We start from the raw sequence: 11,928 nt of genomic DNA, 5'->3' as shown, positions 1-11,928 counted from the left end.
CGCCCGGTTACATTTCGAACCCGGAAGCTAAGCCTTACAGCGCCGATGGTACTGCAGGGGGGACCCTGTGGGAGAGTAGGACGCCGCCGAACAATCTTTGGAAGGACCCCTGGTCCCAGCGTTCAGCTGGGACCAGGGGTCCTTTTGTATTTCCGAAGCGCGTCGGGTTGCCGGCTGCGCGAGAATGACTGCGGTACCGAAGACAGGAGTCACCCATGTCCACCAACTCTCCCGACGACCGACCGGAGCGCGACCAGCGGCGACGGGACGGTGGGGAACGGGGCGACCGCGGCGGCTTCCGTGGGGGCCGCAGTGACCGGGGTGACCGCGGTGGCTTCCGGCGGGACAACGACCGTGGTGGCTACGGCCGTCGAGACGGCGGTCGAGACGGCGAACGGGGGTCGCGGCCCTCCTTCCAGCGCGACGACCGTGATCGTGGGCCGCGCCGGGACGATCGAAGTGACCGTCCTGCCTTCCGTCGCGATGACCGTCGTGACGACAGGCGTGATGACCGCCGTGGTGACGATCGGGGCGGCTTCCGTCGCGGTGACCGCCGTGACGATCGTCGTGGTGACGATCGGGGCGGCTTCCGCCGTGACGACAGGCGTGATGATCGTCGTGGTGACGATCGTGGTGGGTTCCGTCGTGACGATCGCCGTGATGATCGCCGTGGTGATGACCGGGGTGGCTTCCGTCGCGATGACCGGCGTGACGACCGTCGTGACGACAGGCGTGATGATCGTCGTGGTGACGATCGTGGTGGCTTCCGTCGCGATGACCGCCGTGACGATCGTCGTGGTGACGATCGGGGCGGCTTCCGCCGTGACGACAGGCGTGATGATCGTCGTGGTGACGATCGTGGTGGGTTCCGTCGTGACGATCGCCGTGATGATCGCCGTGGTGATGACCGGGGTGGCTTCCGTCGCGATGACCGGCGTGACGACCGTCGTGACGACAGGCGTGATGATCGTCGTGGTGACGATCGGGGCGGCTTCCGCCGTGACGACCGCCGAGATGATCGGGGCGGCTTCAGGCGGGACGATCGTCGCGATGACAGGCGTGACGACCGTCGTGACGACGGGCGGGGCGGCGACCGTGGCGGCTACGGTCGCCGGGATGACCGCCGGGATGATCGCGACCGTGGCTTCCGGCGGGACGATCGTGGGGAGCACGGTGGCTTCGGCCGGCGGGACGACCGGGGTGAGCGTGGCGGGTTCCGTGGGCGGGACGACCGCGGTGCGCGCGGCCCTCGCCGGGACGACCGTGGCGGCCGGGACGGTGGCTTCCGTGGGCGTGACGACCGGCGCGGTGGCGGCGGCGGGCGGTTCCGTGAGGAGCGGGAGCGGGACCGTGAGCCGATCAAGCGGCTCCCGATTCCGGAGGACGTGACCGGCGACGAGATCGACAAGGATGTGCGGCAGGAGCTGCAGAGTCTGCCGAAGACGCTCGCGGAGGACGTCGCCAAGAACCTCGTCATGGTCGCGCGGCTGATCGACGAGGACCCCGAGGGTGCGTACGGCTACTCCCGGGTCGCCCTGCGGCTGGCGTCGCGCGTCGCCGCCGTACGTGAGGCGGCCGGGTTCGCGGCGTACGCGAATCAGAAGTACGCGGAGGCGCTGGCCGAGTTCCGTGCGGCACGGCGGATGACCGGCAGCGTGGAGCTCTGGCCCGTGATGGCCGACTGTGAGCGTGGGCTCGGGCGGCCGGAGAAGGCGCTGGAGATGGCCGGTGCGCCGGAGGTGCAGAAGCTCGACAAGGCCGGGCAGGTGGAGATGCGGCTCGTCGCGGCCGGCGCCCGGCGGGACATGGAGCAGCTCGACGCGGCCATCGTGACGTTGCAGAGCCCGGAGCTGGCCTCCAGCTCCGTGCAGCCGTGGACCGCGCGGCTGCGGTACGCCTACGCCGACGCGTTGCTCGCGGCCGGGCGGGGGGGCGAGGCCCGCGAGTGGTTCGCCAAGGCCGTCGAAGCGGACCGGGACGGCAGCACTGACGCCTCGGACCGGCTGGCGGAGCTGGACGGCGTGGAGTTCGTCGACGCCCTCGACGAGGCCCGGGCCGACGAGGCCGAGGCCGAGGACGACTCGGGCTCCGCCGGTGACGATGCCGGCCGGGACTGACGGGTTGATGTGACAGTGGGCGGGACCTCGCGGCAGAGGTCCCGCCCCTTTCGCATGTGCGTCAGAGGTCCAGCGCGCGCAGGACCAGACCCGAGGCCGGTTTGGGGCCGAAGGACGTCGATTTGCGGGGCATGGTGACGCCTTGGCGGGCCAGGTCGCGTACGACGTCCTCGTGGACCGGGTGCAGCAGGACCGCCGTACTGCCCTGCCGTTCCGCCTTGCGGACCGTGGCGGCCGCGTCGTGGATGTAGGCGATGTGGGCGGGGGAGTCCTCGGGGACGTGCCAGACGTGGTCGAGCAGGGTGGCGTGCAGGACCGTGGCGTCGAGGGTGCGCCACGCCTCGGGGCGGTCCGCGGGGATGGTGCGGGTCAGCAGGTCCGGGTCGGGACGGTCGACCAGGTGGAAGGTGCCGTCGCCGGCGAGCAGGAAGGCGTTGCCCGAGGAGGCGGCTTCGGCGAGGGCCGTGAGGGCTTCGGCGAGCGGTGCGTCCACGTGGCGTACGCGGAAGTGGCCGTCGAGGGCGGACAGGGCCCGGGGTACCGGCAGGCCGTGCAGGAGACGGTGGATGGCGCGGACGCGCAGGGGGTAGCGGGCGGTGTCGACCAGCAGGACCAGGCCGTAGTCCCAGGGGCTGGGGGAGGGGTGCTCGGCGCGCAGGCGGCGGTAGGTGGCCCAGCGGTGGTGGCCGTCGGCGATGAGGGCCACCTGGTGGGTGAGGTCGGACTGGACGCGGGCCAGGTCGTCGGGGTCGGTGACGGACCAGAGGCGGTGGCTGTAGCCGTCCTCGGTGGTGGTGGCGAGGAGCGGGGGCTTCTCGGCGGTCCGTTCCACGACCTCGGCGGATGCCTGGCCGTCGCCGCGGTAGGTCAGCAGCAGGGGTTCGAGGTTCGCGGAGGTGGCGCGCATCAGGTCGGCGCGGTCGGCGACGATGTGCGGCATCACGTCCTCGTGCGGCAGGACCACTCCCTCCGACGGATCCGAGACACGCAGGGCGCCGATGATGCCGCGCTGCAGCATGCCGTTGCCGTCGTGCTGTTCGTAGACGTAGAGGCCGGGCTCGGGGTCTGCGGTCAGCACGCCCTCGGTGACCCAGCGGTGCAGGGTGTCGGCGGCCTGGGCGTTGCGCGCGGTGGGGGTGGCGGCCTCGGGGAGGATCAGCCGGACGATGTTGTGCGGGTCTGCCGACTGCAGGTGGTGCACGCCGTCGGGGCGTACGACCACGTCGTACGGCGGGGACGTCACGGCCGCCAGGCTGCCGACCCGGTCGGGGTCGTAGCGAAGGCCTCGGAACGGGGTGAGTTCGAGGCCTCGGCGCGTCGTTGCTTCCGGGTGACCTGCTGTGTTCATCTCGGCATCGTACGTGCGCCGCGTGTGTCAGTGGCATGAGGCATGATCGGGGAAACGGCGGCGGACGAGGAGCGGTGCGGAAATGAGCCAGCAGGTCAGGACCAGGCCCGAGGTCAGTGGGCAGGCGCTGAGCGAGGCGTACGACACGGCGCTGCTCGACCTGGACGGGGTGGTGTACGCGGGCGGTGAGGCGATCGCGCACGCGGTCGAGTCGCTGGGAGCCGCGCGCGACGGCGGCATGCATCTGGCGTACGTGACGAACAACGCGCTGCGGACGCCTGACGCCGTGGCAGCGCATCTGACGGAGCTCGGGATACCGGCTGAGGCAGGTGACGTCATCACCTCGGCGCAGGCGGTCGCGCGGCTGATCGCCGAGCAGGTGCCCGCGGGCGCGCGGGTGCTCGTCGTGGGGGGCGAGGGGCTGCGTGTCGCGTTGCGGGAGCGGGGACTTGAGCCGGTGGAGTCCGCGGACGACGATCCGGCGGCGGTCGTACAGGGGTACGGCGGGCCGGAGTTGCCGTGGGGGCGTTTCGCCGAGGCGTGTTACGCGATCGCGCGCGGGGTGCCGTGGTTCGCGTCGAACACGGACCTGACGATTCCCAGTGCGCGCGGCATCGCGCCGGGGAACGGGGCCGCGGTGGAGGTGGTGCGGATCGCGACCGGTGCCGAGCCGCGGGTGGCGGGCAAGCCGCTGCCGCCGATGCACCGGGAGACGATTCTGCGGACGGGCGCGCGGCGGCCGCTGGTGGTGGGGGACCGGCTGGACACGGACATCGAGGGCGCGTTCAACGGCGGGGTCGATTCGCTGCTGGTGCTGACCGGTGTCACCGACGGTCCGCAGTTGCTCGCCGCGCCACCGCGGCACCGCCCGACGTACGTCGACGCGGATCTGCGAGGGATGCTCACCGGGCAGCCGGAGGTCGTCGGGGCCGGTGCGGGCTTCCGGTGCGGTGGGTGGACGGCGACGGCCGGGGAGCAGCGGCTGGAGCTGGAGGGCGAGGGGGCCGCCCTGGACGGGCTGCGGGCGCTGTGTGCTGCCGCGTGGACGGCGGCCGGTGAGGGCAGTTGTGAGCTGGACGGGGGGAAGGCGCTGGCACGGCTGGAGTTGTAGCCGGCGGGGCGCCCGACGGGTGGGCCACCGGAGGCGGATCGGGATCTTGATCCGATACGAGGGTAGGCTAACCTAACTGCGTGTTGGTCGAGAGCCCCCCTGAACCGCGTGCGGAAGTCGCCTCCGCGCCCCCGACCCGTCGGGCGATACGCGCCGTCGGTCTGCTGCTGGCCGTGTTGGTGATGGTGCTCGTCGCCTTGGCGAGCATCGCCGTCGGCGCGAAGGAGCTGTCCCTCGCCGAGGTCTGGCACGGGCTGTTCCAGGACTCCGGGACGTACGGCGACGTCGTGGTCGGCGAGCGGTTGTCCCGGACGCTGCTCGGGCTGCTCGCCGGTGCCGCGCTCGGCCTGTCGGGAGGCGTACTCCAGGCGCTCACCCGCAATCCGCTGGCCGACCCGGGCCTGCTCGGCATCAACGCGGGCGCGTCCGCGGCGGTCGTCACCGCCATCACCTTCTTCGGCGTCACCAGCCTCAGCGGCTATGTGTGGTTCGCGTTCTTCGGGGCGGCCGCGGTCGGCGCGCTGGTGTGGTTCCTGGGCGGCAGCCGGGGCGCCACGCCGGTGCGGCTCGCCCTCGCCGGTACGGCGATCAGCGCCGCGCTCTACGGCTATCTCCAGGCCCTCATGATCCTGGACGACGCGGCGCTGGAGCGGATGCGCTTCTGGACGGTCGGCTCGCTCAGCGCGGCCACCGACCACACCATCACGCAGGTGCTGCCGTTCCTGGTGGCCGGCTCGCTCCTCGCGCTCCTGCTCGCCCGCCCCCTGAACGCGATGGCCATGGGCGACGACACCGCCAAGGCGCTCGGCGCCAACCTCAACCGCACCCGGGCGCTTTCCATGCTCGCCGCCACCGTGCTGTGCGGGGCGGCGACCGCCGCCTGCGGGCCGATCGTGTTCGTGGGGCTGATGGTGCCGCACGTCGTACGGTCCTTCACCGGGCCCGACCTGCGCTGGATCCTGCCGTACGCGGCCGTCCTGTCGCCCGTGCTGCTGCTCGGCGCCGACGTGCTCGGCCGGGTCGTCGCGCGGCCCGCGGAGCTGCAGGTCGGCATCGTGACCGCGATCCTCGGTGGCCCGGTCTTCATCTTTCTCGTACGACGGCGGAGGACGGCCCAGCTGTGACCACCAACCGTGCCCACCGTGCCGTACGGACGCCCGGGGGGCTCTCCGTGCGCCTGGACGTCCGGGCCCTCACCGTCGTGGTCCTGCTGCTGTTCGCCGCGCTGACCGCCGGCGTGGTGCTGATCGGCACCGGCGACTTCCCGATCCCGGCCGGCGACGTGCTGAGGACGCTGGTCGGGGAGGGGGACCCCGGGCAGGAGTTCATCGTCACCGAGCTGCGGCTGCCACGGGTCCTGGTGGGGCTGCTGGTCGGCGCCTCGCTCGGGCTCGGTGGCGCGCTGTTCCAGTCCATCTCCCGCAATCCGCTGGGCAGTCCGGACGTCCTCGGTCTCGGCCAGGGTGCCACGGCCGGGGCGCTCGTCGTGATCGTGCTGTTCTCCGGCAGCACGGGCGCGGTCACCCTCGGGGCGCTCGTGGGCGGCCTCGGGACCGGGCTCGCCATCTACGCGCTGGCGTGGAAGCAGGGTGTGCACGGATACCGGCTGGTGCTGGTCGGCATCGGCGTCTCCGCGATCGCCACCGCGGTCAACGGCTATCTGCTGACCAAGGCCGACATCGTCGACGCGGCCCGGGCCGTGGTGTGGATGACCGGCTCGCTCAGCGGCCGTGACTGGGCGCAGGTCTGGCCGCTGCTCGCCCTGTGCGCCGTCCTCGTGCCGCTCGTCCTCGCCAACGCCCGCGGGCTGCGGATGCTGGAGATGGGCGACGACGTGTCGTACTCCCTCGGGGTGCGTGTCGAGCGGGTACGGATGATGCTGCTGGTGGCCGCGGTGCTGCTGACCGCCGCCGCCACCGCCGCCGCCGGCCCCGTCAGCTTCGTGGCGCTCACCGCGCCCCAGCTGGCCCGGCGGCTGACCCGCTCGCCCGGCCCGAACCTGCTGCCGTCGCTGTGCATGGGCGCTGCCCTGCTGGTCACCGCCGACTGGGTCTCGCAACGCGTCTTCGGCGCGGACCAGCTGCCCGTAGGGGTGGTCACCGGCGTACTCGGCGGGGCCTACCTGCTGTGGCTGCTGGTCGCCGAGCGCAGAGCGGGGCGGATATGAGCGCCCCCGCCCACCGGAACATCCGAAGGAGCACCGTGAACCGCCTGTCCGCCGAGAACGTCACCCTCGCCTACGACCAGCGCGTGATCGCCGAGCGGTTGTCGGTGGAGATCCCCGACAACTCGTTCACCGTGATCGTCGGGCCGAACGCCTGCGGCAAGTCGACGCTGCTGCGCGCGTTGTCGCGGATGCTCAGGCCGAACGAGGGCCGGGTGCTGCTGGACGGCCGGACCATCCAGTCGATGCCGGCCAAGAAGGTCGCCCGCACCCTCGGTCTGCTGCCCCAGTCGTCGATCGCGCCGGACGGGATCACGGTCGGCGACCTGGTGGGCCGCGGGCGGTATCCGCACCAGGGGGTTCTGCGGCAGTGGTCGGCGGAGGACGAACGGGTCGTGCGGGAGTCGATGGCGCAGACCGGGGTCGCAGAGCTCGCCGACCGCTATGTCGACGAGTTGTCCGGCGGGCAGCGGCAGCGGGTGTGGATCGCGATGGCGCTGGCCCAGCAGACGCCGTTGCTGCTGCTGGACGAGCCGACGACGTATCTGGACATCCAGCACCAGATCGACGTGCTGGACCTGTGTGCGCAGCTGCACGAGGAGCAGGGGCGGACGCTCGTGGCGGTCCTGCACGACCTCAACCACGCCGCGCGGTACGCCACGCACCTCATCGCGCTGCGCGGCGGCACGGTGATCGCCGAGGGGGCGCCGCGCGACATCGTCACCGCAAGCCTGGTGGAGGAGGTGTTCGGGCTGCGCTGCCAGGTCATCGACGACCCGGAGACGGGTACGCCGCTGGTGGTGCCGGCGGCGCGCAAGGCGCGGGCCGGCGTCAGGAAGGTCGCCGCTACAGAAGCTTCCTGAGGCGGAACAGGTCCCTCAGCCCCGCCTCCAGCTTCACCCGGCCCGAAGCCCACGCCCTCGCGAAGTGCAGCTCGCCGTCCACGAGGGCCACGAGGTCGTCGCCGGCCAGGGTGAGCCGGAGCTCCGCCTTCTCGCGCGGCGGTCCCTGGAGTGTCTCACGCACCTTGATCCGGCCGTCCTGGAGGCGGCCGGCGAAGGTGATGTCCAGGTCGGTGATGTGGCAGCTCACCGAGCGGTCCAGGGCGGCGGCCGCCCGGACGTCGCCCTCGGCGTCCTGCATGTTGTCCGAAAGGTGTTCGAGCGCGGCGCGGCATTCCTCGATCGTGGCCATCGCGCTCGACGGTACCGCAGCGCTTCGCGGTAGCGTCGGGGCATGAACGACGCGGTCCCCCACACGCAGGCCCCTGCGGACGCGTCTCCGCAGGTCTCCGCGGAGGTCCCCCAGGGAGTCGACACCCAGCGCCCGCAGGAGGCGGCGGGGCCCGGCCACGACCCCGCCGCGCCGGCCCCGCTCGGTGTGCCCCGCATCCCCACCGGCAACGCCGAGGTGGACGGGCTCCTGGAGCGGCTGGCCGACGCCGACCACCTGGCCACCGACGGGCACGTCGAGGTGTACGAGGATGTACACCGGGGGCTGCGCGACGCGCTCACCGCGCTCGACGCCCGCCCGGGACCTCCGGCGCCCCCCTCGACGTACCGACAGGGGAGCTGAACCGAACGTGGCAGGAGTCGCACGCCGCCGTCTCGACGCGGAGCTGGTCCGCCGCAAGCTCGCGCGCTCGCGTGAGCACGCCAGCCAGCTGATCGCCGCCGGGCGGGTCAGCGTCGGCAGGACGGTCGCCACCAAGCCGGCCACCCAGGTGGAGACCGCGGCGGCGATCGTCGTCACGGCGGACGAGGGCGACCCGGAGTACGTGTCGCGGGGCGGGCACAAGCTCGCCGGCGCCCTGGACGTCTTCGTGCCGCAGGGGCTGGCCGTCGAGGGCCGGCGGGCGCTGGACGCCGGGGCCTCCACCGGCGGCTTCACCGACGTGCTGCTGCGGGCGGGCGCCGCGCATGTCGTCGCCGTCGACGTCGGCTACGGGCAACTCGCCTGGACCCTGCGCAGCGATGAACGCGTCACCGTCAAGGACCGTACGAACGTACGGGAGTTGACGCCTGAAGCGATCGATGGGGAGCCTGTGGATCTTGTCGTGGGGGATCTGTCCTTCATTCCGCTCGGGCTGGTCCTGCCCGCCCTCGTGCGCTGCGCGCGACCGGACGCCGACCTGGTGATGATGGTCAAGCCGCAGTTCGAGGTGGGCAAGGAACGGCTGGGCAGCGGGGGAGTGGTACGGAGTGAGCAGCTGCGGGCCGAGGCCGTGCGCGGGGTGGCCGGGCGTGCCTGGGAGCTGGGCCTCGGGGCGATGGGTGTGACGGCCAGTCCGCTGCCCGGACCCTCGGGAAATGTCGAGTATTTTCTGTGGCTTCGGGCCGGCGCTCCGCGACTGGACCCGGCCGACGTCGACCGTGCAGTTGCGGAGGGGCCGCGTTGACAGCGAACCGAGGTCGTACTGTTTTCCTGCTCGCCCACACCGGAAGGCCCGCGGCCGTGCGCAGCGCCGAGCTGGTGGTGAGGGGACTGCTGCGGGCCGGGATCGGCGTGCGGGTGCTGGAGGCGGAGGCCGCCGACCTGCCGCTCCCGGACGAGGTGCGGCTGGTCAAGGAGGCGACTCCGCAGTGCCTGGACGGATGCGAGCTGCTGATCGTGCTCGGCGGTGACGGCACGCTGCTGCGGGGCGCGGAGTTCGCGCGGGCTTCCGGGGTGCCGATGCTCGGCGTCAACCTCGGCCGGGTCGGCTTCCTCGCCGAGGCCGAGCGGGACGACCTCGACAAGGTCGTCGACCGGGTGGTGACGCGGGCGTACGAGGTCGAGGAGCGGATGACCGTCGACGTCGTCGTGCACAGCAACGGCGACATCGTGCACACCGACTGGGCGCTGAACGAGGCGGCGGTGCAGAAGGCCGGTGCCGAGAAGCTGCTGGAGGTCGTCCTGGAGATCGACGGGCGGCCGGTGACCGGTTTCGGGTGCGACGGGATCGTGCTGTCGACGCCGACCGGGTCGACGGCGTACGCGTTCTCCGCCGGGGGGCCTGTGGTGTGGCCCGAGGTGGAGGCGTTGCTGATGGTGCCGATCTCCGCGCACGCGCTGTTCGCGAAGCCGCTGGTGACCTCGCCCGACTCGGTGCTCGCGGTGGAGGTGCTGCCGCACATTCCGCCGGGGGTGCTGTGGTGCGACGGGCGGCGGACCGTGGAGCTGCCGCCGGGGGCGCGGGTGGAGGTGCGGCGGGGGGCCGTGCCGGTGCGGCTGGCCCGGCTGCATCACGCCTCGTTCACCGATCGGCTGGTGGCCAAGTTCGCGCTGCCGGTCTCCGGGTGGCGGGGGGCTCCGCACTAGCGGTTCGCCGTACGGGTCCGGGTGCGTGGGCGGCTGCCGCGTCGTCGTGGTCGATCGCGCAGTTCCCCGCGCCCCTTCGGGTGCGCTGCACTCGGCTGGGTGACAAGGGGGACCGGCGTCGCGCTTTCGGTGCCGGACCTCGTATGGTCGTGTCCGTGTTGGAGGAGATGCGGATACGGTCGCTCGGAGTCATCGACGATGCCGTCGTCGAGTTGTCGCCGGGGTTCACCGCCGTCACCGGTGAGACGGGTGCGGGCAAGACCATGGTGGTCACCAGCCTGGGGCTGTTGCTGGGTGGCAGGGCGGATCCGGCGCTCGTGCGGATCGGCGCCGGCAAGGCGGTCGTGGAGGGGCGGATCACCGTGCCCGCGGACGCCTCGGTCGCCGTACGGGCCGAGGAGGCCGGGGCCGAGCTCGACGACGGGGCCCTGCTGATCAGCCGTACCGTTTCCGCCGAGGGGCGGTCCCGGGCGCATGTCGGCGGGCGGTCCGTGCCCGTGGGGGTGCTGGCCGAGCTCGCCGACGAACTGGTGGCCGTGCACGGACAGACCGACCAGCAGGGGCTGCTGAAGCTGACCCGGCAGCGGCAGGCGCTCGACCGGTACGCGGGGGGCGCGGTCGCCGGGCCGCTGACCAAGTACTCCGAGGCCTACCGGCGGCTGCGGGCCGTCTCCGCCGAGCTCGACGAGATCACCACGCGTGCGCGCGAGCGGGCCCAGGAAGCCGACATGCTGCGGTACGGGCTCGACGAGATCGCCGCCGTGGAACCGCGAGCCGGGGAGGACGTGGAGCTGGCCGAGGAGGCCGAGCGGCTCGGGCACGCGGAGGCGCTCGCGTCCGCCGCCACGGCCGCGCACGGCGCTCTCGCCGGCGACCCCGAGGACCCCGAGGGCGTCGACGCCTCGACGCTCGTCGCCGGGGCCCATCGCGCGCTGGAGGCCGTACGGTCCCACGACCCGGCGCTGGCCGCGCTCGCCGACCGGATCGGGGAGATCGGCATCCTGCTGGGTGACGTGGCGGGCGAACTGGCGGGATACGCCGACGATCTGGACGCCGATCCGCTGCGGCTGACGGCGGTCGAGGAGCGGCGGGCCGCACTGACCGCGCTGACCCGGAAGTACGGCGAGGACGTGGGCGCCGTGCTCGCCTGGGCCGAGCAGGGCGCCGCACGGCTCACCGAGCTCGACGGCGACGACGAGCGGCTCGGCGAGCTGACCGCCGAGCGGGACGCGCTGCGGGCCGAACTGGGCGGGCTCGCACAGGCGTTGACGGACGCGCGGACGGAGGCTGCCGAGCGTTTCGCGGCCGCCGTGACCGCGGAGCTCGCCTCGCTCGCCATGCCGCACGCGCGCGTGTCGTTCGCGATCCGGCAGACCGAGGACCCGGAGGGCGTCGAGGTCGGCGGCCGTCCGGTGGCGTACGGGCCGTCGGGTGCCGACGAGGTCGAGCTGCTGCTGGCGCCCCACCCGGGTGCGCCGCCGCGGCCGATCGCCAAGGGCGCGTCCGGAGGTGAGCTGTCGCGCGTGATGCTGGCCGTGGAGGTCGTCTTCGCGGGGACGGATCCGGTGCCGACGTACCTCTTCGACGAGGTGGACGCCGGTGTGGGCGGCAAGGCCGCGGTGGAGATCGGGCGGCGGCTGGCGCGGCTGGCGAAGAGCGCGCAGGTCGTCGTGGTGACACATCTGCCGCAGGTGGCCGCCTTCGCCGACCGGCAGCTGCTGGTCGAGAAGACCAACGACGGTTCGGTGACCCGGTCCGGCGTGAAGGTGCTGGAGGGCGAGGAGCGGATCCGGGAGCTGTCCCGGATGCTGGCCGGTCAGGAGGACTCCGAGACGGCCCGGGCACATGCGGAGGAACTGCTGGAGACGGCGCGGGCGGACGGGTAGCC

At 72.8% G+C, this 11,928-nt stretch carries 12 protein-coding genes and 1 rRNA gene; 11 read left to right on the top strand and 2 right to left on the bottom strand.

What is annotated here, in order from left to right; genetic code table 11:
* From rrf to ACGF8A_RS33550, 3 genes are all read left to right on the top strand, one after another.
* Positions 1–92: ribosomal RNA gene (rrf, locus tag ACGF8A_RS33560) — 5S ribosomal RNA — on the top strand; the annotation flags it as partial.
* A gap of 52 nt (positions 93–144) precedes the next feature.
* Positions 145–1,389 (top strand): hypothetical protein, encoded by a 1,245-nt coding sequence (locus tag ACGF8A_RS33555; protein WP_393114436.1) that lies wholly within the window; start codon positions 145–147, stop codon positions 1,387–1,389.
* A complete protein-coding gene (locus tag ACGF8A_RS33550) occupies positions 1,386–2,117 on the top strand; it encodes a hypothetical protein (RefSeq protein ID WP_393114433.1) in 732 nt (243 codons plus the stop codon). Before ACGF8A_RS33555 ends, ACGF8A_RS33550 begins: the two co-directional genes overlap by 4 nt.
* Positions 2,118–2,178: 61 nt before the next feature.
* Here ACGF8A_RS33550 and ACGF8A_RS33545 read toward each other — a convergent pair whose 3' ends face one another.
* Positions 2,179–3,465 (bottom strand): DUF1015 family protein, encoded by a 1,287-nt coding sequence (locus ACGF8A_RS33545; protein WP_393114430.1) that lies wholly within the window; start codon positions 3,463–3,465, stop codon positions 2,179–2,181.
* Between the two features lie 82 nt (positions 3,466–3,547).
* Here ACGF8A_RS33545 and ACGF8A_RS33540 point away from each other — a divergent pair, with 82 nt between their 5' ends.
* The 4 genes from ACGF8A_RS33540 (at position 3,548) to ACGF8A_RS33525 (ending at position 7,603) form a co-directional block, all read left to right on the top strand.
* Complete coding sequence (locus ACGF8A_RS33540; protein WP_393114427.1) at positions 3,548–4,576, top strand: HAD hydrolase-like protein; 1,029 nt, start codon at positions 3,548–3,550, stop codon at positions 4,574–4,576.
* 80 nt (positions 4,577–4,656) lie between these two features.
* A complete protein-coding gene (locus ACGF8A_RS33535) occupies positions 4,657–5,700 on the top strand; it encodes a FecCD family ABC transporter permease (protein ID WP_393114423.1) in 1,044 nt (347 codons plus the stop codon).
* The gene (locus ACGF8A_RS33530) at positions 5,697–6,743 is read left to right on the top strand and encodes a FecCD family ABC transporter permease (protein WP_393114420.1); all 1,047 of its coding nucleotides are present in this window, start codon (positions 5,697–5,699) and stop codon (positions 6,741–6,743) included. Before ACGF8A_RS33535 ends, ACGF8A_RS33530 begins: the two co-directional genes overlap by 4 nt.
* Positions 6,740–7,603, top strand: coding sequence for an ABC transporter ATP-binding protein (locus ACGF8A_RS33525; protein WP_393114417.1), 864 nt, complete (start codon positions 6,740–6,742; stop codon positions 7,601–7,603). The genes ACGF8A_RS33530 and ACGF8A_RS33525 overlap by 4 nt, the downstream gene beginning before the upstream one ends.
* Here the strand turns inward: ACGF8A_RS33525 and ACGF8A_RS33520 are convergent.
* On the bottom strand, positions 7,587–7,934 hold the full coding sequence (locus ACGF8A_RS33520) for an SCP2 sterol-binding domain-containing protein (protein WP_393114415.1): 348 nt from the start codon (positions 7,932–7,934) through the stop codon (positions 7,587–7,589). The genes ACGF8A_RS33525 and ACGF8A_RS33520 overlap by 17 nt on opposite strands.
* 42 nt (positions 7,935–7,976) lie before the next feature.
* Here ACGF8A_RS33520 and ACGF8A_RS33515 point away from each other — a divergent pair, with 42 nt between their 5' ends.
* The 4 genes from ACGF8A_RS33515 to recN all read left to right on the top strand — a co-directional run bounded on the left by ACGF8A_RS33515 (position 7,977) and on the right by recN (position 11,926).
* The gene (locus ACGF8A_RS33515; protein WP_393114412.1) at positions 7,977–8,315 is read left to right on the top strand and encodes a hypothetical protein; all 339 of its coding nucleotides are present in this window, start codon (positions 7,977–7,979) and stop codon (positions 8,313–8,315) included.
* Between the two features lie 7 nt (positions 8,316–8,322).
* On the top strand, positions 8,323–9,138 hold the full coding sequence (locus ACGF8A_RS33510; RefSeq protein ID WP_393114410.1) for a TlyA family RNA methyltransferase: 816 nt from the start codon (positions 8,323–8,325) through the stop codon (positions 9,136–9,138).
* Complete coding sequence (locus tag ACGF8A_RS33505; RefSeq protein WP_393114408.1) at positions 9,135–10,040, top strand: NAD kinase; 906 nt, start codon at positions 9,135–9,137, stop codon at positions 10,038–10,040. Before ACGF8A_RS33510 ends, ACGF8A_RS33505 begins: the two co-directional genes overlap by 4 nt.
* A gap of 143 nt (positions 10,041–10,183) precedes the next feature.
* Positions 10,184–11,926, top strand: a complete 1,743-nt coding sequence (gene recN / locus ACGF8A_RS33500; RefSeq protein WP_393114406.1) for a DNA repair protein RecN — start codon at positions 10,184–10,186, stop codon at positions 11,924–11,926.
* Positions 11,927–11,928: the final 2 nt, after the last annotated feature.

This window comes from Streptomyces sp. NPDC047706 (genome assembly GCF_043204795.1).
GTDB lineage: Bacteria > Actinomycetota > Actinomycetes > Streptomycetales > Streptomycetaceae > Streptomyces.
The sequence above is the reverse complement of the archived record's forward strand: the minus strand, read 5'-3'. Positions and strand labels throughout refer to the sequence as shown.